At 42.6% G+C, this 20,248-nt stretch carries 17 protein-coding genes and 1 riboswitch; of the genes, 9 read left to right on the top strand and 8 right to left on the bottom strand.

Features of this window, described 5'->3' with window-relative positions; translation table 11 throughout:
• Nucleotides 1-57: 57 nt before the first annotated feature.
• The 3 genes from LCL89_RS12390 to LCL89_RS12380 form a co-directional block, all read right to left on the bottom strand.
• Nucleotides 58-2,499, bottom strand: coding sequence for a S8 family serine peptidase (locus LCL89_RS12390; RefSeq protein ID WP_224810370.1), 2,442 nt, complete (start codon nt 2,497-2,499; stop codon nt 58-60).
• Nucleotides 2,500-2,668: 169 nt separating this feature from the next.
• On the bottom strand, nt 2,669-3,307 hold the full coding sequence (locus tag LCL89_RS12385) for a response regulator (protein WP_197316942.1): 639 nt from the start codon (nt 3,305-3,307) through the stop codon (nt 2,669-2,671).
• Entirely contained in the window at nt 3,282-5,132 is a 1,851-nt protein-coding gene (locus LCL89_RS12380) for a GAF domain-containing sensor histidine kinase (protein WP_224810369.1), read from the bottom strand. The genes LCL89_RS12385 and LCL89_RS12380 overlap by 26 nt, the downstream gene beginning before the upstream one ends.
• A gap of 372 nt (nt 5,133-5,504) precedes the next feature.
• Between LCL89_RS12380 and LCL89_RS12375 the strand changes: the two genes are divergently transcribed.
• From LCL89_RS12375 to rlmH, 7 genes are all read left to right on the top strand, one after another.
• On the top strand, nt 5,505-6,905 hold the full coding sequence (locus LCL89_RS12375) for a sigma-54 interaction domain-containing protein (RefSeq protein WP_224810368.1): 1,401 nt from the start codon (nt 5,505-5,507) through the stop codon (nt 6,903-6,905).
• A gap of 194 nt (nt 6,906-7,099) precedes the next feature.
• Nucleotides 7,100-7,795, top strand: a complete 696-nt coding sequence (locus tag LCL89_RS12370; protein WP_224810367.1) for a CoA transferase subunit A — start codon at nt 7,100-7,102, stop codon at nt 7,793-7,795.
• Between the two features lie 16 nt (nt 7,796-7,811).
• The gene (locus tag LCL89_RS12365) at nt 7,812-8,486 is read left to right on the top strand and encodes a 3-oxoacid CoA-transferase subunit B (RefSeq protein ID WP_224810366.1); all 675 of its coding nucleotides are present in this window, start codon (nt 7,812-7,814) and stop codon (nt 8,484-8,486) included.
• Nucleotides 8,487-8,497: 11 nt separating this feature from the next.
• Nucleotides 8,498-9,274 carry a 3-hydroxybutyrate dehydrogenase gene (locus LCL89_RS12360; protein WP_224810365.1) on the top strand — a complete coding sequence of 259 codons (777 nt, stop codon included), beginning with the start codon at nt 8,498-8,500 and terminating at the stop codon, nt 9,272-9,274.
• 22 nt (nt 9,275-9,296) lie between these two features.
• Nucleotides 9,297-10,475 (top strand): acetyl-CoA C-acetyltransferase, encoded by a 1,179-nt coding sequence (locus LCL89_RS12355; RefSeq protein ID WP_224810364.1) that lies wholly within the window; start codon nt 9,297-9,299, stop codon nt 10,473-10,475.
• Between the two features lie 28 nt (nt 10,476-10,503).
• On the top strand, nt 10,504-11,787 hold the full coding sequence (locus LCL89_RS12350) for a GntP family permease (protein WP_224810363.1): 1,284 nt from the start codon (nt 10,504-10,506) through the stop codon (nt 11,785-11,787).
• A gap of 97 nt (nt 11,788-11,884) precedes the next feature.
• Nucleotides 11,885-12,364 carry a 23S rRNA (pseudouridine(1915)-N(3))-methyltransferase RlmH gene (rlmH, locus tag LCL89_RS12345; protein ID WP_224810362.1) on the top strand — a complete coding sequence of 160 codons (480 nt, stop codon included), beginning with the start codon at nt 11,885-11,887 and terminating at the stop codon, nt 12,362-12,364.
• Between the two features lie 162 nt (nt 12,365-12,526).
• On the opposite strand, the gene LCL89_RS12340 is transcribed toward rlmH, so the two are convergent.
• The 3 genes from LCL89_RS12340 to ahpC all read right to left on the bottom strand — a co-directional run bounded on the left by LCL89_RS12340 (nt 12,527) and on the right by ahpC (nt 15,861).
• Nucleotides 12,527-13,525: a tRNA dihydrouridine synthase gene (locus LCL89_RS12340; RefSeq protein ID WP_224810361.1), complete on the bottom strand. Its 999-nt coding sequence runs from the start codon at nt 13,523-13,525 to the stop codon at nt 12,527-12,529.
• Nucleotides 13,526-13,755: 230 nt separating this feature from the next.
• Complete coding sequence (gene ahpF, locus LCL89_RS12335) at nt 13,756-15,285, bottom strand: alkyl hydroperoxide reductase subunit F (protein WP_224810360.1); 1,530 nt, start codon at nt 15,283-15,285, stop codon at nt 13,756-13,758.
• Nucleotides 15,286-15,297: 12 nt separating this feature from the next.
• Complete coding sequence (gene ahpC, locus LCL89_RS12330) at nt 15,298-15,861, bottom strand: alkyl hydroperoxide reductase subunit C (RefSeq protein ID WP_197316947.1); 564 nt, start codon at nt 15,859-15,861, stop codon at nt 15,298-15,300.
• Nucleotides 15,862-16,324: 463 nt separating this feature from the next.
• Between ahpC and LCL89_RS12325 the strand changes: the two genes are divergently transcribed.
• On the top strand, nt 16,325-17,134 hold the full coding sequence (locus LCL89_RS12325) for an SGNH/GDSL hydrolase family protein (RefSeq protein ID WP_224810359.1): 810 nt from the start codon (nt 16,325-16,327) through the stop codon (nt 17,132-17,134).
• Nucleotides 17,135-17,191: 57 nt separating this feature from the next.
• Here the strand turns inward: LCL89_RS12325 and LCL89_RS12320 are convergent, their stop codons facing one another.
• Nucleotides 17,192-17,662, bottom strand: coding sequence for a nucleoside deaminase (locus LCL89_RS12320; RefSeq protein ID WP_224810358.1), 471 nt, complete (start codon nt 17,660-17,662; stop codon nt 17,192-17,194).
• A 213-nt stretch (nt 17,663-17,875) separates the two neighbouring features.
• Here LCL89_RS12320 and LCL89_RS12315 point away from each other — a divergent pair, with 213 nt between their 5' ends.
• Nucleotides 17,876-18,898 carry a hypothetical protein gene (locus LCL89_RS12315; RefSeq protein WP_224810357.1) on the top strand — a complete coding sequence of 341 codons (1,023 nt, stop codon included), beginning with the start codon at nt 17,876-17,878 and terminating at the stop codon, nt 18,896-18,898.
• A gap of 43 nt (nt 18,899-18,941) precedes the next feature.
• Here the strand turns inward: LCL89_RS12315 and dapA are convergent, their stop codons facing one another.
• Nucleotides 18,942-19,835 carry a 4-hydroxy-tetrahydrodipicolinate synthase gene (dapA, locus tag LCL89_RS12310; protein WP_224810356.1) on the bottom strand — a complete coding sequence of 298 codons (894 nt, stop codon included), beginning with the start codon at nt 19,833-19,835 and terminating at the stop codon, nt 18,942-18,944.
• Between the two features lie 119 nt (nt 19,836-19,954).
• Nucleotides 19,955-20,132, bottom strand: a riboswitch (Lysine riboswitch).
• Nucleotides 20,133-20,248 lie beyond the last annotated feature (116 nt).

Below are 20,248 nucleotides of genomic sequence, written 5' to 3'. Positions count from 1 at the left end.
ATGCATAATAAAACCCCGGTCTGAGTTTTATCTCAAACCGGGGTTCTTTCGTTCTATTTAAGGCATTAAATATGTGGCATAGTAGCGGGAAATCGCTACCGCGAAATCACCACGAGTAATTTCTTTAGTAGGTTCAAAGCTCGCTGTGACTGTTGGCTCATGATCGTATGGACCTTGTGTCACATCAAAGTAAGCATTCAAGATGTTCAGATCCAGAGCAAGCTGTACATAACCTTTGTATTCAGCCGGTACGCTTTCTGCATCAGCTAGAGCGATACGCTCATCCTTATATTGGACAGTAAGAGGACCCTCATGGCTTTGAGCTTCTTCTTGAAGTCCAAGACTTTGAACCAAGGAGTAAGCCAAATCTGAACGTGTGACCGTTCCTTTAGGATCGAATTTACCATCGGTTGTTTTCATTACACCATCATGATTTTGTTGAAGGTCTTTCAATGCAGCCCCTTTCGCTGTAACTGCTTCTACAAAAGGAAGGTAGCTGTCTTTGACATCTGACAATGTGTTCTCACCAGACTGGACCACACCTGCTCCCATCGTCAAATATTGGGCAAGGTGTTTACGCTTCAATTTCTCATCAGGGTTGAAGCTGCCATTAGCTTTACTATCTAACAGACGTTCAGATACTCCAGTTTTGATTGCATCTTCCGCCGGGTGGCCTGCGATATCATCCAGACCACTGAATCCACTTGCTACTTTTGTGGTCCATTCCCCGTCTACGGATTCAGGAAGAGCTGCTCCGTCCAAACCTCTTAGCTCAACTGTCCATGTTCCAGGCATAGGAGAAGTGACTTGGACTGTGCGATCCTGGTAAAGGGTGAAAGCAAGGTAAATCCCTGAAGTATATTCGGTACCATCAGGAGCGATTAACACCAAGTTGATCGTATTGCCTGTTTCACCAGCTAAACCTCTGGCATTCACTTTAGCTACGATTTCACTAAGGCCTTCTTGTACTTCAAACGTTTTTGTATTGTCGTTGGCAGTAGAATAGTCGATTGTAAATGGTTCACGTTCGATTTTCATTTCTACATTGGCATTGTGCGTATTCGTTGCATTCAATGTTTTTCCGTATTCTTTGTTCATATGGAACGCTTTATCGACAGCAGCATAAGCGTTTGCGTATCCAGCACCGACTTCCCATGCCTCATATCCCGGCATGTTTGTAGCTGTTTCTTGGACGATTTGTTTCACTTCCATCGGTGAAAGTTCAGGGTTCGCTTCTAAAATCAAAGCGACGATCCCAGCCATGTGAGGAGCTGCCATGGAAGTTCCGCTCATCGTTGTGTAATAAGGCAGATAAGCAGGTTCGATCATTTCAACATCCTTATCAGCAGAAAGCCCTGTAGTCGGGGACACGACACGAGTGGAAATGATGTCTTTTCCTGGAGTCGTAATCGTTGGTGCGTCGACCCATTCAAATGTTTCACCATCTACAGTCACTGTACCGCCTTTACCTTTCAAACCGCGGGAAGAGAAGTCTGTAAGTTTACCTTGTTTGTCTCCTGCTGCAACAGTAATGACCCATGGAGCTTTTTTGTAATTACCAGAGATTGTTGATTCTCCTGGACCAGAGTTACCAGCTGAGAAAACCGTTACGATGCCGCGATCATATAACTTTTTCGTTGCGATATTGATTGGATCTTCAGGATCGAATGCTGTACCCGCATCACTTGTCGCACCCCAGGAGTTTGTAATGACACGGATGTTGTAATCTTTCTGGTGCGTCAACGCGTAGTCGAAACCTCCGATTGTATCAAGAATCGCTAAGCCTGCTCCAGAACCATAACCGATCAGGTTGGCACCAGGGGCTACACCTTCGTGTTTTCCGCCGGATTTAGAACCATTTCCTCCAACTGTTCCAGCTACGTGAGTACCATGGCCGGAATTGTTGTCTGTGTTCGGGACGTCTTCCACGTATGTAACTGGAAGCAAATCACTTAACGCATGCAAGTTTGTAGATCCAAGGACGTTCTGTACTAAGTGGTCGCCGAATTTGATATCACTATGCGTACCGTCTACACCACTGTCATTGACTACAACACCTACATCTTTACCTGAAACAGGTAGTCCGCCATTTTCTTTTCTCATATCGTCGTCAGTACGTACTTTATCAACACCTGTCAAAGCTGTTGCATCAGCATTCTCATATTCAAGCTCGCTATTGAAGTAAATGGAACGGACATCAGAATTTTGAGCTAACTGAGTGATTTGTTCACTAGTTGCTAAAACTCCAGCAATCGGTAAGCTTTGGAATGAAATACCTTTTGTAACTCCTACGTCTTGAAGAAGCTGCATTTGTGTTTCTGTAGGACCGCCATCCCCATGAAATGCGACAACGACTTCAAGACTTTCTGTAGTTTGCTGCATCAAGTTTTTCAGTTTAGGACCTATGGTTGCCTCACCACTTGTACTTTGAGCAAAAGCACTGGGGGAGAAGGTGGAAACGACCAAAAGGACTGCCAGCAATATAGCTTTAAGTTTCATACGATTTCCTCCTGAATTCAGAATTTTTAGTATTGTATTTATTATCCTTATTTTTTATCTGTTTAGCTATTGCTCGAAAGGAGTAAATTGTTGTCCAAGGGTCCTACGGTGTATAGTACGAAAGGTGTATACAAAAAAAGCTCCTCATTCGTAATGAGGAGCTTGTCTTTTATGGAAGTGGCACCAGCTGGTTTTGTACTGCGTGAATGATTGCCTGCGAGCGGCTTTTAACATTCAACTTCTTGTATATTTTACTGACATGGATCTTTACGGTTTTATCGCTGATATACAACTTTTCACCGATTTCCTTATTACTCATTCCACTGACAAGGCAGATTAAAACTTCCTTTTCTCTTTCTGTCAGTTCGGACTGCTGAGAGGATTCTTCTTTCTGGTTATAAAAACCGAGAAGCTTTTTAGTCATCGAAGGGTCGATGATCGATTCTCCTTTAGCTACCGTCCGAATCGCTTCTACGACCTGGTCGGAGGGGAGGTCTTTAAGTAGGTAGCCATCCGCCCCTTCACGAATTGCAGCCATAAAGTACTCATCATGGCTGTGCATCGTCAAAACCAGAACTTTGATATCTGGATGATTTTTCTTCAGCATACCTGTCAGCTCAATCCCGTTTTTGTCCGGAATATTAATATCCATCAAAACGACATCAGGCTCACATTCAGGGAGAAGTTCCATGAATTGTTGTCCATTTACCGCTTCTCCAACAACATGGATATCTTCTTCTGTTTCAATGATGTTTTTCAATCCATCTCTTAATACAGCATGATCATCCACTAGCATGACGTTGATCATGTTCCATACCTCCTTCAAAGCCGAGCTTCGGTATAGTAAGGACAATTTCAGTGCCTTCGTTTTCCTCACTATTGATTTGAAGCGATGCCTCTATTTTCTCTGCTTGTTCATTCATGCTCAATATCCCGAAGTGTGGATCTTTCTTCGCTTTCACCATAGCCCCCAGTAATGAAAAACCTACTCCATTATCCGTGATTTTCAGTAACACATGTTCTTTTTGATAACTGAGAAGTACGTGAATTTGAGACGCGCCTGCATGTTTGATTGTGTTTTGGACACTTTCCTGAAAAATATCAAACATGACTTTTTCTACCATTGGGCTTAGCGCAATCGGTTTTCCACGCTCTTCAAAAGTAAGTTCCAATTCTGTTTCTTTTTGAATGACCTCAATCCTTTTGACGATGGCCTGCTTCAAACCTACCCTTTCAGTTTCATAGGGGCGTAAGGCATATATGGACTCCCGGATTTCTTTTAAACTGAAACGCAGTTTATCCAGACTATCCATTATGATGTTCTGGGATTCTTGCGGCTTTTGATGAAATTTACGATTGGCTGTTTCAAGCTTCAATACAGCACCAGCTAGTGATTGCGCTACTCCGTCATGGATTTCTCTCGCAATTCTATTGCGTTCTTCCAAGACCGTTCGCTTTTCCTGCTCGGAGATCAGCATTCTCGTCTTAATAGCAATCGCCAATTGGTTGGCTAAAGTTGCTACAGACTGGACATCATCTTCTCTGAAGCTATGAGTCCGGCTTCTTGCCACAACGAACATGCCGAGAGATTTACCTTCTAATATGATCGGAGCAAATATGAAAGCTTTCAAAGCTTTGTGAAAGCTCTTCGGAACAGGCACATCGCTCCGTCTTCCATTCTGGAAACTTACGACATCTTCAATTTTCTCGAAGGCTGCAACAGAATCAGGAGTGAGCTTTTTATTTGGATCCACTTGTCCATAGTGGAAACGCGCTTTCCATTTTCCTTCTTCTTTCACCCATAAGATGCTGGCATCGACATCCACAATATCATTCAAGTTCTCTTCTATGGATTGAACCCAGTCTTTCGTGGGAATCCGTCTGTTCAATTCTGTAGAAATGGCAAACAAAGCTTTAATTCGGTTTCTTTCCATATGGAGGCGTACAATAATTGAACTCAAAAGTGCGAAACCGACCAATGGCGAGAAGAAGAAGAAATAGGTGAATACATCAATGACCCCGCGGTTTTGACTGCCCATATAAAACATAATCCCTATGTATGTAATGGATATCAAAGCACTGACCACTTCTGTCATTACTTTCGTCTTCCATATGGTAAACGTGTATGGCTGAGGACGAATCAAAAGAACTAAATCGACAAAGAGGTTATTGAAGAAATAATAAAGCAAGGTTACGAAAATGATGAAAAGGAAGGAACCTGTTTCTAATAAGTTGAACGTGGATTGAAACCAATCAGCGACAAATACAGCTGCAATCAAACTCAAAGTCAGTTGGGATGGATTGAAAAGAATGATTCGTAAAGGACGTCGTTGAACGATGTTCACAATCACCATGATCAAAGCGTAAGCGGTGACCGCCAAAGGCAGCCCATCCACGATGTACATGGTATAGAGAAGTGGAAAACTGAGAGAAGTGTAACCTTTCCAAATGGCGATCGGATAGTATTCCGTAATTCCCATAAATAAAACGAGCAGTAAGAAGACAGCTATGTTATCCGGTCGGTCTATTTGGAAAGCCAATCCACCGATGGTACTCCAACCGACAAGGGAAACAATCAATATGAACCACTTCGCCTGCTTATCTTTATTTTGGAGCTTTGATGTTTGTCCCATTGCAACCTCCTGGTGTAGTGTCTGAATTTTCTATATTTATAATTTTACCTTAATCCAGTAACTAAATAAAGAAGATAAATAGCAGCTCTAATAGAACAAAAAAGCCTTCCCGAAAAGGAAGGCTTTAAATCAAATTAAATAACCCCATAACTAGTCGAATGGAAAACCACTGACCAATTGTGGGGCCAAACCGAAATGGGGTTTGTCTTTACCATTATTACAAATTTTGTCTGAATCACCAATTCACCAAAGGATATAAATCAGTGTAGTACCAAAGTTGTATAATTTTTCATGAGCATGCAGGAATTAAAGGGGGATGTCGACCTGAGGTGGTTTCATTCCATTTACAGTGATAGAATTCTAATTAATTCAATGAAAACGTTACCATGGGTTGCAGGGGTGAATAGTTTGATAACTGTACTGGAGAATTACCGTGATAGTATTTTTGAAACGTTTTTTGGAAATGTCGATCACTGTATTGTCATTGTCGATCATCAAGGAAACATCTCTTATATGAACGAGAGCTATATTCAGTTTTTAGATGTGGGTAAAGAAGAAATCATCGGAAGGCATGTGACGGAAGTTATAGAGAATACCAGGATGCATCTTGTAGTAGAGTCTGGTAAGGAAGAAATGGCAGACTTGCAGCATATTAGAGGTCAGTATATGATTGCGAACCGTATTCCCTTACGTTCAGATGGACAAGTTGTAGGTGCTCTTGGGATGGTGTTATTTCGTGATACAGAAGAATGGGAAATCATGAATACACACATCAAGGATCTGCTGTTTGAACTTGAAACCTACCGTAATCGGTCAAGCAGCCGAACGGGTGCCCGTTATTCCCTCCATGATATTGTCAGTAGTTCAGAAGAAATACATGATGTGAAAGATAAAATTAAAAAAATCGCCCATGCCGATATCCCTGTCTTAATCAGAGGCGAAAGTGGAACAGGGAAAGAACTTTTCGCTCACAGTATTCACCAATTGAGTGATCGTAGTGACCAGCCATTTGTAAAAGTGAACTGTGCAGCGATCCCAGAGCACCTGATTGAATCCGAACTTTTTGGTTACCTTGATGGGGCCTTTACTGGAGCGAAGAAAGGCGGTAAGCCTGGTAAATTTCAGCTGGCTGATGGGGGAACGCTTTTTTTAGACGAAATAGGCGATATGCCCATGCACGCACAGGTGAAAATACTACGGACAATTCAGGAGGGAGAAGTAGAGGCTCTTGGGTCCGTCCAATCACAGAAAGTGGATGTACGAATCATTGCAGCTACCAACCAACCTTTAGAAAAATTGATTGAAAAAAATCTATTTCGAGAGGATTTATATTATCGCATCAACGTTCTACAAGTAGAGGTTCCACCTTTACGTGAAAGAATTGAAGACATAAGGGTTCTTACGATATATTTCTTGGAAAAAACGAGTCAGCGAATAGGGAAACGTATAGGAAAGGTTAGCGCTGAAGTTCAGGATGTATTAGAAAATTACTCATGGCCGGGAAATATTCGAGAGCTTGAAAACGTTATTGAATCAGCGGTCCATTTATCTGACGGCCAAAAAATCACCCTTGATGATTTACCGCAGCACTTCAAACCAAGAACGAGAGATAACAATAAAGCTTTCAGTTTAAAAGAAATGATGGAAAATACAGAGAAAAATTTCATAGAGGAAGTTTTAGAAATGACGGAAGGAGACAAATCCCTGGCCGCAGAACGGCTGGGAATTGGAAAATCCAGTATATACGATAAAGTTAAAAAGTATGGTCTATAAACCATTCCAGAAATTCGGAAACCATTCCGGATTTCTGGAATGGTTCTTTTTTACTTTAAATGAAAGGGTTCTCAATAAGGGTTGGATTCTTTATTCCAGATTTCTGAAAAAGCGAATATTAATCTCTTGATTCCATGCACTTTTCAAGTTGGCACACTTCTTGCGTATATAGATAAGTGGAAGGAGTGTGGACAATGAAAACAATATATTCCACTTTTCAGGAAGCTGTGAAAGATATTAAAGATCATTCAACGATTATGGTGGGTGGATTCGGTTTGGTCGGAATCCCCGAGAATTTGATTTTGGCATTAGTAGAATCCGAAGTGAAGCATCTGACGGTCATTTCCAACAACTGCGGGGTTGATGACTGGGGACTCGGGTTACTTTTGAAAAACAAGCAGATTGATAAAATGATAGGTTCGTATGTCGGTGAAAACAAAGAGTTTGAGCGCCAGGTGCTGGCTGGGGAATTGGAAGTAGAGCTCACTCCTCAAGGTACACTGGCGGAACGCATCCGTGCCGGTGGTGCTGGTATACCTGCCTTTTATTCGCCGGCTGGTGTCGGAACTCCGATAGCTGAGGGAAAAGAAGTAAGGACTTTTAACGGAAAAGATTACTTGTTACAGACGGGTCTGAAAGCTGACTTCAGTCTTGTAAGAGCTGAGTACGGAGATCATGCTGGAAATCTCATCTACAATAAGACAGCAAGAAACTTCAACCCGGAAATCGCCACGGCAGGTGAAGTGACGATTGCAGAAGTAGAAAATCTTGTAGACATTGGAGAGATGGACCCGGATCGTATCCATACTCCTGGAATTTACGTGCAGGGGCTGGTTGAAGGGAATCAGGAAAAGCGAATCGAACGGCTGACGATAAAAAAACAAGCATAATAGGAGGCAGATAAAAATGGCAGCAAACTTAGACAAAGCGACAGTAAGAGAAAAAATTGCAAAAAGAGCTGAACAGGAAATTGAAAGCGGTTACTACGTAAACCTTGGAATCGGAATGCCGACGATGGTCGCCAATTATATTCAGGATGATAAACAAGTGGTTTTACAATCAGAAAATGGTCTTTTAGGAATTGGGCGTTCCCCTTATGAATCTGAAGTGGACCCAGATTTGATCAATGCCGGGAAAGAAACCGTAACTGCCTCAAAAGGTGCGGCTTACTGCAGCAGTGCTGAATCATTTGCGATGGTGCGGGGGGAACATTTGGACCTTGCTATTTTAGGTGGGATGGAAGGCGCACAAAATGGTGATTTAGCGAATTGGATGATCCCCGGAAAAATGATCAAAGGTATGGGCGGAGCCATGGATATTGTCCATGGAGCAAAAAAGGTCGTGATCATCATGGATCATGTGAATAAGCATGGAGATCCGAAGATATTGAAAGAGTGCCGCCTACCTTTAACGGGACAAGGTGTCGTTGACCGCATCATTACAGACCGCGCAGTTATTGACGTAGAACCGAAAGGACTAGTGTTAGTTGATGTGTTAGAAGGGTGGACAGTTGAAGAAGTGGTCGAATCGACAGAAGCGGAATTGGTCGTGAGTGATCGTTTATTACAACAATCAAACTAGGAGGCAGAAAAATGGTAGAAAACAAAGTTGTATTCATTACAGGAGCAGCGAGCGGAATTGGATTTGAAATCGGGTTGGAGTTCGCTCGTCAAGGAGCGAAAGTCGCTTTGAGTGATATCAATGAAGACAAAGTGAACGAAGCAGCAGAGATGTTGAAAGATGAAGGTTATAAATGTATTGGTTTGACATGTGATGTGACGGATGAAAGTCAGCTGCAGGAAGCGATCGATCAAACGGTGGAAAAGTACGGCAGACTGGACGTATTGGTCAACAATGCGGGGCTGCAACATGTCGCCTCCCTTGAAGAATTCCCGACTGAAAAATTCGAGCTTATGACAAAAGTAATGCTCATCGCTCCTTTCATGGCTACAAAGCATGCTTTCCCGATTATGAAAAAGCAGGGTTTTGGAAGAATCATCAATATGGCATCCATTAATGGTTTGATTGGATTCGCAGGTAAATCTGCTTATAACAGCGCTAAACATGGTGTCATTGGTTTGACGAAAGTTTCTGCGCTGGAAGGGGCGGAAGATGGGATTACAGTCAACGCGGTCTGCCCTGGTTATGTCGATACGCCATTGGTCAGGAATCAATTGGAAGACCTTGCACAAAACAGAGGAGTTTCTTTAGAAAAAGCATTGGAAGAAGTCATTTACCCACTGGTACCTCAAAAACGTCTGCTATCTGTTCAGGAAATCGCTGACTACACATTGTTTTTAGCGAGTGATCAAGCTAAAGGAATCACAGGGCAGGCGGTCGTGATTGATGGAGGCTACACAACACAATAACTTTACGAAAGGAAAGATGATAATGAATTCTGTTTACATATTAGAAGGGGCACGTACCCCTTTCGGTACATTTGGAGGTTCTCTGAAAGATGTAGACCCGACTACACTTGGCGTGACCGCAAGTAAGGAAGCAGTAAAACGAAGTGGTCTTACACCTGAACAAATTGATTTCAGCGTTATGGGCAATGTGATTCACTCTTCTTCCAATGCTCCTTATATTGCAAGACATATCGCATTGAAATCAGGAATTCCGACAAGCAGTCCATCTTTAACTTTGAACCGTCTCTGTGGTTCAGGACTCCAATCTGTAGTTTCTTCTGCCCAGTCTATTCTCTTGGGGGAAGGACATGTGGCATTGGCTGGAGGTACAGAGAGTATGAGCATGGCCCCTCATGCCATGAGAGGCAGTCGTTTCGGCACGAAGTTATCTTCTCCTAAAGTGGAAGATATGCTTTGGGCTGCTCTGACTGATGAGTACATCGGTGAAGGGATGGGAGCGACAGGGGAAAACCTGGCTGAGAAATATGAGATTACTAGAGAAGAACAGGATGAATATGCATCGTTGAGCCACCAACGTGCAGCGAAGGCGGTTCGAGACGGGATCATGAGCGAAGAGATCGTTCCTGTAGAAGTGAAGTCTCGTAAAGGGTCAATCAGCATCGATCGCGATGAACACATTCGTAAAGACACGACAACTGAAAAGCTGGCCAATTTAAAACCGGCCTTCCGGAAAGATGGAACCGTTACAGGAGGAAATGCCAGTGGGATCAATGACGGCGCTGGAGCAGTCGTTCTTGCCAGTGAACAGTTTGTTAAGGAAAATGAATCTGATCCTTTAGCGGAGGTCGTTTCCTGGTCTGTCGTAGGAGTCGACCCTAATTATATGGGTATAGGTCCTGCCGATGCGATTCGTGAAGCTTTAAAGAAAGCGGAACTTACCCTTGATGATATGGACCTGATTGAAGTGAACGAAGCATTTGCTTCACAGTATCTGGCTGTAGAAAAAGAGCTTGATCTTCCGAGGGAAAAAACCAATGTCAATGGTGGAGCCATCGCACTTGGTCATCCGATAGGAGCAAGCGGAACAAGAGTGCTGTATACACTGGTGAAAGAACTGAAGCGGAGAAATAAGAAATACGGCGTCGTTTCACTTTGCATTGGCGGCGGTCAAGGAATTGCCATGGTCGTTAAAGCTGCTTAGAACATTCATCAATTAGGAGGAAAAAACTATGTTCGGAATATTACTCGGTCTTGTCGTTTTGATGGCTCTGGCATACCTCGGGTGGTCCATCATATGGGTGGCACCGATTGCTGCCGGAGTCGTCGCCTTAACGGGCGGCCTCGATTTGCTTGAGGCATATAAAGATACCTACATGGGAGGGTTTGTAGACTTTGCAAAAGCCTGGTTCCCTGTTTTCATGCTGGGTGCGATTTTTGGTAAGTTGATGGAGAACACAGGCATGGCTCGTTCCGTCGCGCTCGCACTGACAAAGGTGATCGGGACAAAACGCGCTATTCTCGGTGTGCTTGTTTCTTCAGCTGTACTTACATATGGAGGCGTCAGTCTTTTCGTCGTTGTATTCGCCGTTTACCCTTTAGCTTTATCCTTATTCAGGGAAGCTGATATCAGCAGAAAACTAATACCAGCAACTGTAGCCCTCGGAGCGTTTACGTTTACGATGACCGCTTTACCAGGGTCTCCACAAATACAGAACCTGATTCCAATGGAGTATTTTCAAACCTCTGCAACTGCAGCCCCTGTAATGGGAGTGATCGCAGCTATCGTTATGGCTGTCGGAGGTTATCTTTATCTTAGGTATCGTGAGAAGAAACTAACGGAACAAGGAGATACTTTCGTCGAGCCAAAAGGGGGAAAAGTCGTTGAAGAAGCAGAACACATGCCGAATTTTTTCCTATCCGTTTTGCCGCTGTTAACGGTTTTGGTGACATTGAACGTGTTTGATTGGGATATTGTCACTTCTTTAATTTCAGGTATCGTATTGATCATGCTTTTGAATGTCCACTTGTTTAAAAAATTCATCCCGTCTATGAATAAAGGGGCCAGTGGATCCGTAATTGCTATCATCAATACGAGTGCTGCCGTCGGTTTCGGTACCGTCGTCCGTGAAGTCCCAGGTTTTGAACGCCTAACCGAACTGTTGATGGGTGTAAAAGGAAACCCGCTCATTTCAGAAGCAATAGCCGTCAACGTCCTGGCAGGAGCCACAGGATCAGCATCAGGAGGGATGGGGATCGCCCTTGAAGCGCTGGGATCGAAGTATTATGAGATCGCAATGAATACAGGAATCAGTCCAGAGGCTTTCCACCGTATCGCTTCTCTATCATCGGGTGGACTTGATGCACTTCCGCACAACGGGGCGGTTTTAACCCTGTTTGCAATCACCGGGATGACTCATAAAGACAGTTATAAAGAAATTTTCGTCGTTGCTGTATTGATTCCAGTCATCTCTGTTGCTGTCGTCATTTTACTGAACACCATCGGAATTCTTTAATTAAGATAGCACCTCACCCTTGTTACTAAAGGGCTGAGGTGCTTTTATTTTTCATGTTAAACTATGGGTAGGAACAATGAGTGGAGGACATCGAGTTATGAAAATATCAATAGTGACGGTTGGAAAACTGAAAGAAAAATATTTGAAGCAGGGGATTGCCGAGTATGTGAAACGTCTCGGTCCTTATGCAAAAGTAGATGTCATAGAAGTCCCTGATGAAAAAGCACCTGAAAACTTAAGTGAAGCACAAATGCTTGAGGTGAAAGAAAAAGAAGGGGAGCGCATCCTTTCTAAAATTTCACCAGACACGTACGTGATCACATTAGAAATTGAAGGGATGCAGCTGACTTCAGAAAAGCTTGCCAAAAAGGTGGATGAGCTGGCGACTTACGGTAAGAGTAAAATTGCTTTTGTTATAGGTGGTTCACTTGGGTTGAGTGATGAAGTACTGAAGAGAAGCGATTACGGCTTATCTTTTTCCAAAATGACTTTCCCGCATCAGCTGATGCGTTTGATGCTGGTGGAGCAGGTGTATCGTGCGTTTAAGATAATGAGGAATGAACCTTACCATAAATAAGAAAGAGCATGATAATTAAAAGCTAAGGTGGTTGTCCTGCTAAAGTGACTCTCCAACTTATGCAGACTGATTTTTATATAAGTTCGGTAAAAAAAGAGAGAAGAGCCATTTAGGCTCTTCTCTCTTTTAAACGTTTTATGGGGCAAATGAAAAAGAAGTTCTTCAAGAAATAGAAAAGCTTTCCTCTTCCTTCACTCCACCTTTTTCTTCAAACTCATCAAGCAGAGCTCGCACTTCATCTGTAGATTCTGTGCTCATCAGCTGGTTTCTGAGCTCACTTGCACCTCGGAAGCCACGTACATAAATCTTAAAGAAGCGGCGCAGCGGTTTGAAGAGTCGCGGCTCCAATTCTTCGGAATACTTATCGTGAAGATCGAGCTGTAGACGCAGAAGATCGAGTAGTTCTTCACTCGTATGTTCTTTCTTCTCAGTTTCGAAGCAGAATGGGTTATGGAAGACTCCTCTTCCGATCATCACTCCATCGACACCATATTTTTCGACAAGCTCAAGTCCTTTTTGACGATCAGGAATATCACCGTTTATAGTAAGAAGCGTCTCTGGAGCCACTTCATCACGAAGCTTCTTGATCTCAGGAATCAGTTCCCAGTGAGCATCGACATTACTCATTTCCTTCTTCGTCCGTAGATGGATGGAAAGGTTGACGATGTCCTGTTCAAGAAGGTGCTTCAACCAGTGTTTCCATTCATCGACTTCAGTATATCCTAGGCGGGTCTTCACGCTAACGGGCAGTCCTCCAGCTTTGGCAGCCTGGATAATTTCCGCTGCAACATCCGGGCGGCGAATCAGTCCGCATCCTTTCCCTTTAGGTGCAACGTTAGGTGCAGGACATCCCATATTGATATCGATTCCACGGAACCCCATTTCCGCCATACCGATACTCATTTCACGGAAGTATTCAGGTTTATCTCCCCAAATGTGCGCAACGATCGGCTGTTCATCTTCCGTGAACGTCAGACGCCCTCTTACGCTGTCTTTTCCTTTCGGGTGGCAGTAGCTTTCCGTATTCGTAAACTCTGTAAAGAACACGTCAGGTCTCGCTGCTTCACTTACTACGTGACGGAAAACAACATCCGTCACAGCTTCCATCGGTGCCAGAACAAAAAACGGTCGAGGCAACTCATGCCAAAAATTTTGTTTCATAGTATATCTGAACCCTTTCCTTAAGGGAAACGTGTTCCCAAAATTAAAAGTGAAAATGGTTTTGTCATATCTATCCCCAAATAGGACAGATTTCAACCAATATATACTTTAATGGTATCAAGCGAAAAGTGCAAGTGACGAGGCGTTTTGTATTGCCGTGACACCTTTATTCTTACAAAAAAGCAAAACCTCCCCGGGAACGGGGAGGTTTAATATTATAAAATGTTCTATTAGTTACGGATTAAATGATCGAACGCACCTAAGGCAGCATTCGCTCCATCACCCATGGAAATGATGATCTGGTTGTGCGGACTGTCAGTACAGTCACCGGCTGCGAACAGCCCTGGGACGTTGGTTGAGCCGTATTTATCGACTACAACTTCACCAGTCTTCGAACGTTCAACGAAATCACCTAACCATTCAGTGTTCGGAATCAGTCCGATTTGGACGAATACACCTTCAAGTTCGATGTGGTTTTCTTGTCCGCTTTCTCGATCGACGTAGGTCAGTCCATTGACATTGTCGTCACCGGTGATTTCCGTTGTTTGAGCATTAGTGTGAACCGTCACGTTTGGAAGGCTGTTCAAGCGATTTTGCAGCACTTCATCGGCTTTAAGTTCAGCACCGAATTCCAGAACCGTGACATGTTTCACGATGCCTGCAAGATCAATGGCCGCTTCGACACCGGAGTTACCTCCGCCGACGACTGCCACGTGTTTACCTTCAAACAATGGTCCATCACAGTGTGGACAGTACGCGACACCTTTGTTTTTGAATTCTTCTTCTCCAGGGACACCGAGTTGACGCCAACGAGCACCAGTAGAAATGATGACACTTTTACTCTTCAGAACGCCGCCATTTTCAAGTTCCAGTTCGAACATTTCGTTTTTATCTAAACGATTGGCGCGTTGAAGATTCATGACATCAATTTCATAATCCTTCACGTGCTCTTCCAGACTAGCAACCATTTTAGGACCTTCCGTCTGTTTCACACTGATGAAGTTTTCGATACTCATTGTATCCAGCACCTGACCGCCGAAGCGTTCAGCTACGATGCCTGTGCGGATCCCTTTACGTGCGGTATAAATTGCCGCACTTGCTCCTGCAGGTCCACCACCTACTACAAGAACTTCATAAGGATCTTTATTGTTGAATTCTTCCGGGTCTGGTCCGTCACCTAAGTCAGCAACGATTTCTTCAAGTGTCATACGTCCACCTTTGAAAAATTCACCATTCAAATGTACGGACGGTACCGCCATGACGTTCTTACTTTCTGCTTCTTCTTTATAAGCAGCCCCGTCGATCATGGTGTGGGTGATATTCGGGTTGAGAACGCTCATCACGTTAAGTGCCTGGACAACATCCGGGCAGTTATGACAGCTTAAGCTGACGTAGGTTTCGAAATGGTATTCACCAGAAATATTCTTAATTTGATCGATCATGCTTTGATCCACTTTAGGGGCACGTCCACTGGTTTGTAAGAGCGCTAGAACCAAGGAAGTGAATTCGTGACCTAAAGGGACACCGGCAAATGTAATACCGGTATCTTCGCCAGGCCGGTTGACGCTGAAGCTCGGTGTTCGTTTGAGCTCTGCTTTTTCAACCGTAATTTGAGATGACATGGATGCAAGCTCGTCTGTGAGAGCTTGCATCTCTTTGGAAACGTCATCCTCTGCGGCGCTGACTTTCAGGACGACTTCACCTTCCATCAACTGAAGGTATTGGTCTAATTGTGCCTTAATTTGTGCATCAAGAACCATTTATTCCACTCCTTAAATTTTACCTACAAGATCAAGGCTTGGGGTAAGGGTCTCAGTGCCTTCTTCCCATTTAGCCGGGCAAACTTCACCAGGATTGTTTCGTACATATTGAGCAGCTTTGATTTTGTTTACAAGTGTATCTGCGTCACGGCCGATGCCGCCAGCGTTGATTTCTACTGCTTGAATAACGCCATCTGGATCGATGATGAATGTACCGCGATCTGCGAGACCTTCTTCTTCGTTCAATACGTCGAAGTTGCGGGATAGAGTTTGAGATGGGTCACCGATCATCGCGTATTCGATTTTGTTGATTTTTTCAGAGCTGTCGTGCCAGCCTTTGTGTACAAAGTGTGTATCTGTTGATACGGAGAATACTTCTACTCCCATTTCTTTCAATGTTTCATAGTTGTTCTGCAAGTCTTCTAGTTCTGTAGGGCATACGAAAGAGAAGTCTGCAGGGTAGAAGCATACAACGCTCCATTGACCTTTGAAACTTTCTTCGCTTACATCGATGAAATCACCGTTTTTGAATGCTTTAGCTTGGAATGGTTGTACTTCTTTACCGATTAGAGACATAAAAGAATTCCTCCTGAAAAGTGTTTTTTATAGAGACAGCACATGAAGTGCTTATCTATAATAATTTTAATTCAATAACTATTATTAAATGCAAAGAGATATTTGTCAACAAATAACCGTTTGACGAATATTCTCACGATCTTCCTCATTTTAGATAGAGTGGAGTTTCGTTGGTAACGATTCCATTCTATCTTACAAAGTATAAATGGGGACTCTGAAAATGACCCTTATCTTTATTGTAAGGGTAGATAGCAATTACTTCAAAAGGTATGAATGGAGTCCTATTAAATGAGGGATTAAAAAGGAACGCAGCCAATAGTGCATGAGCAAGTGTGGAATTGAGCAGGGGACTCTATAATATAGACACAATAGAAAACTGGTCAAAGGTCCTGTTCTGTTTATGGAATATAATGGTATTATTAATTTATTCTATATAACGAATTGATGGGGAGGGCTTTTATTAATGAATTGGTTGAAAAAGTTGTCTGTTCTCATGGTCGTTTTTATTATGTTCGGTTCTTTGGCGCCTGCCGTTTATGCTGATGGGGACGAGCGGGAAGTCGATTACGTAGCTTTGGGAGATTCTGTGACTGCAGGAATGACATATTACGGCGGTTATGATTTAGGCTATGTGGATTATCTGGCTGCCAAAATGGAAAGTTCGGGTTACGATGTAGATTATGAAAACTTTGGTGTCGCAGGTCATACAACTTCACATTTACTATCAGTACTTAAAAATGAAGACGTGATAGAAGAGATTGAAGAAGCAGAGCTTATAACCATTACGATCGGTGCGAATGATTTTATAAACGCTCTTAAAACATGTGATATAACAGAAAATGAGATTGACTTTAAAACATGTGATCCACCAGCCTTTACTAGTGCTCTAAATAATGTATCTAATAATCTCCCTGAAGCACTAGATAAAATAAAAAGAACTAATCCAAATGCAAATGTTTATGTTATGGGCTACTATAATGCTTTTCCTTATAAGAGTATAGAAGAACAAACGCAAATAATTCCTCTGCTAAATAATTTAAATAGTATAATAGAAATATATACAGATTTTTACGGTTATACTTTTATACCTGCTGAAGAAGTTATTGCTCAAAATTACGTAAAGTACCTTCCTAACCCTGCTGATATCCACCTAAGTAAAGAAGGATACGAGGTAATAGCAGATGAATTCTGGAAGTCCATTCAACAAAAAGACTTCTTCGAAGGTCATTTTGAAGATGAAAACGATGATGATAATGAAGAAGATGAAGACTAAATATAAAGAAGCCTACGGTGTTGACTGCACCGTAGGCTTCTTTACTGTTCTCATCTATTAGTACTCTCTCTTAGTAGTAGAACCATCCCATAACCTGAACGGCTCATTGTAATTGTCGGTTATGATCTGCTCCATCTTTATTCTCCGCTTTCCTACGGGAAGCTCGATTTCTTCATAAATAAACTGATCATCAAATCCGATCTCTTTAGCTTCCTCTTTCGTGCACGCATAGTAAACGGCTTTCGGTCTCGCCCAGTAAATCGCCCCGATACACATCGGGCAAGGTTCGCAGCTGGTGTAGATGATGCACTCGGTCAATTGAAAATCTTTTAATGTATCACATGCTTCCCTTATTGCCTGCACTTCGGCATGAGCGGTAGGGTCGTTTGTTTTGGTCACTTCATTCTTTCCTCGGCCGATGATTTTTCCATCTTTAACAACGATGGCGCCGAAAGGTCCACCACTGTTGTCTGACACATTATCACTGGCCATTTGGATAGCTTTTTTCATGAAATAGGTGTGATCCAATCCATCATCTCCTCACCCAAGGTGGAGTATAGAGGTTAATTATATTCAAACGCAGTGTGCAATATAATACAAGCTGAATAAAATGAAAATATATCCTTATATTATTGAAAAATTTTCTAAAAAAAGTGGAAGTTCGACCGATATCTACAATATAGGTTATAGGTGTTTTAGGGGGTTACTTTAGTTTTAATTTTTACCAAGGAGGATGAAATGATGGAATTATGGAACAATGAACGATCGAAATGGTTCATCATCATGACTTTAGTATTAGCTCTAGGAACATTTGGAACGGTGGCGCCGGTACATATCTATGCTGATGACTGGCAGGAAGAAGTAGAAGAAGCTGATAAAGAAGATCTTAAATATACAAAAGAGATCACTAAAGGAATTATTGAAGTTTTAGAAAAGAATCGTGAAGAAGAGCTTGAGTTCGAGGAAGCATTGGTCTTAGTAAACCAGATGTCCAAAGCGGAAGCGATGGACCATTATCTCGAATCCTATGAAAAGAAAGTAGAACCTAAGAAAATCCGTGAAACCGTCGAACAAATTTATGGCATTGATCTAGAGGAAATCTCTCAATTGGATGCCGGAAAGCAGGTTAGTACGTTCGAAGACTTCATCATTGAAGGGGTCAAAGCTTCTTTGGATGAAGATGAGATAGACGAACCTTTAGATGAATACATTTTATCTTTATCCAAAGTTGAAATTATGGACTTGTATTTCGAATCGTATAACGGGGAAATGGATGGGGGAACAATCAGGAACATCATTAACGAAATCTTCGGAACCAATCTGACGGGGATCTCCGCTCTTGAAGGTACAGGTGTCTCCATATTCTCAAAAAATCAGTGGATCACTCAATATGACTACGATTTGTTTGTAGTAGAGACAGGCATTGATGATGTTGATGTGTGGATTTACCCGACAACATACTTTATGAATCAAACAGGGATGACAGAACTGCCTGTGGATCTTCAACATGCGTTACAAGACATAGGTTATTACTATAGTGAAGATAAAGATACACTATATTTTTCTGATCCAGGTGGGAAGTCAGTGCCGGATCGCTTCAAAGGGCAGACGCTTGGTATTTTAGTCGGTTTCATCCAAGATAATTACGCCGAATTATTAGTTTCTAATTCTTCCAGCCAATATGATGATGAGGATCATTATGAAGAAGATGAAGACGAAGAAGAGAATGAAGAAGATGAAGACGAAGACGAAGATGATGATTGATATGAAAAACAGCCTTCAAAGTAATTGAAGGCTGTTTTTTTATTTACACAACACTGATTTCTTTTTCCTGTACCGTATCAAGGATTTTCACTAAAGCATCCGTTTCTTCGTCATTCAAAGGCAGCATAGGAAGACGGACAGATCCGACTTCGATACCTGTTCTATTCAAAAGCGCCTTGACTGGAGAGGGACTTGGCGCTGAGAAAACCGCATTCATGACGGGTACGATCTTTCGATGAAGACTCGCGGCATAAAGAACATCTCCATTACGATAGCTTTGGATCATTTTCTGCATTTCATTACCGATGACGTGAGCAGAAACTGAAACGATGCCGGTTCCTCCTATGGCGATGAATGGAAGAGTGTTCGAGTCTTCACCACTGTATACAGAAAAATCCTCTGGTACCTGGCTGATGATTTCTGTAGCCATATCCAAGTCACCGCTTGCTTCTTTCACAGAAACGATATTTTCAATTTCAGCTAAACGGACAATCGTTTCAGGAAGTAAGTTCACAATACTTCGACCTGGTATATTGTACAGCATCACTGGAAGAGAGGTTGCTGCTGCAATGGTACGGAAATGCTGGTACATTCCTTCCTGGGATGGCTTGTTGTAATATGGGGTCACGAGCATGACGGCGTCCACCCCTGCGTTCTCTGCCTGTTTTGTCAGTTCAACGGATGCTTGAGTATTATTCGATCCCGTGCCTGCAATGACAGGTACTCGTTTGTTGACATATTCAACGACAAACTTAAATAAACGTACTTTTTCCTCAGTTGTAAGCGTTGGAGATTCCCCTGTGGTACCTGCGATCACAAGAGCATCCGAACCATTGGCTAGTAAGTGGTCGATCAGATTCCTGGTTGCTTCAAAATCAATGTCTCCCTGTTGGTCGAACGGGGTGACCATGGCTGTAATTACTTCTCCGAAATTCATTACCTCACACCCTTTGTAAGATTTGAAATACTTTCGAGGTCGTGAGGGCTGGATGCAGGAAAACAAAAAGGCAGCAACGAAGGCTTCGTTGCTGCCGTAGAAACATGTTTACCGCTTCTGCGTACGATAGCCCTCCATATAGTTTCCTATATGACAGTCCTGAACTTATTCAGCTTCAGAACCAGCTTCAGAAAAATGAGATTTCATCCGCTTCGGCAAATTCCCCTTTCCACAAGAATCTCTGGAGCCCATTCTCCTCCTCTTGTGTACTCATGTATTTGCACCTCTATCCTTACCCTAATTGTCTTAGAATAAGAAATATTCAGTTAACATAAAGTTACCAGAAAAAAACTTGCAAAGCAAATAAAAAAACAGGTCCTATACCCTAGTTTTATATTTCTCGATTCAAAGTA

It is taken from the genome of Halobacillus yeomjeoni (genome assembly GCF_020171525.1).
Lineage (GTDB): Bacteria > Bacillota > Bacilli > Bacillales > Halobacillaceae > Halobacillus > Halobacillus yeomjeoni.
Note: the sequence above shows the minus strand (reverse complement) of the source record. Positions and strands in the feature narration are given on the sequence as shown.

Bases quoted from the DNA above. Each gene is read 5' to 3' on its own strand.
- LCL89_RS12390 (WP_224810370.1), bottom strand. From the start codon at position 2,499: ATGAAACTTAAAGCTATATTGCTGGCAGTCCTTTTGGTCGTTTCCACC.
- LCL89_RS12385 (WP_197316942.1), bottom strand. From the start codon at position 3,307: ATGATCAACGTCATGCTAGTGGATGATCATGCTGTATTAAGAGATGGA.
- LCL89_RS12380 (WP_224810369.1), bottom strand. From the start codon at position 5,132: ATGGGACAAACATCAAAGCTCCAAAATAAAGATAAGCAGGCGAAGTGG.
- LCL89_RS12375 (WP_224810368.1), top strand. From the start codon at position 5,505: ATGAAAACGTTACCATGGGTTGCAGGGGTGAATAGTTTGATAACTGTA.
- LCL89_RS12370 (WP_224810367.1), top strand. From the start codon at position 7,100: ATGAAAACAATATATTCCACTTTTCAGGAAGCTGTGAAAGATATTAAA.
- LCL89_RS12365 (WP_224810366.1), top strand. From the start codon at position 7,812: ATGGCAGCAAACTTAGACAAAGCGACAGTAAGAGAAAAAATTGCAAAA.
- LCL89_RS12360 (WP_224810365.1), top strand. From the start codon at position 8,498: ATGGTAGAAAACAAAGTTGTATTCATTACAGGAGCAGCGAGCGGAATT.
- LCL89_RS12355 (WP_224810364.1), top strand. From the start codon at position 9,297: ATGAATTCTGTTTACATATTAGAAGGGGCACGTACCCCTTTCGGTACA.
- LCL89_RS12350 (WP_224810363.1), top strand. From the start codon at position 10,504: ATGTTCGGAATATTACTCGGTCTTGTCGTTTTGATGGCTCTGGCATAC.
- rlmH (WP_224810362.1), top strand. From the start codon at position 11,885: ATGAAAATATCAATAGTGACGGTTGGAAAACTGAAAGAAAAATATTTG.
- LCL89_RS12340 (WP_224810361.1), bottom strand. From the start codon at position 13,525: ATGAAACAAAATTTTTGGCATGAGTTGCCTCGACCGTTTTTTGTTCTG.
- ahpF (WP_224810360.1), bottom strand. From the start codon at position 15,285: ATGGTTCTTGATGCACAAATTAAGGCACAATTAGACCAATACCTTCAG.
- ahpC (WP_197316947.1), bottom strand. From the start codon at position 15,861: ATGTCTCTAATCGGTAAAGAAGTACAACCATTCCAAGCTAAAGCATTC.
- LCL89_RS12325 (WP_224810359.1), top strand. From the start codon at position 16,325: ATGAATTGGTTGAAAAAGTTGTCTGTTCTCATGGTCGTTTTTATTATG.
- LCL89_RS12315 (WP_224810357.1), top strand. From the start codon at position 17,876: ATGGAATTATGGAACAATGAACGATCGAAATGGTTCATCATCATGACT.
- dapA (WP_224810356.1), bottom strand. From the start codon at position 19,835: ATGAATTTCGGAGAAGTAATTACAGCCATGGTCACCCCGTTCGACCAA.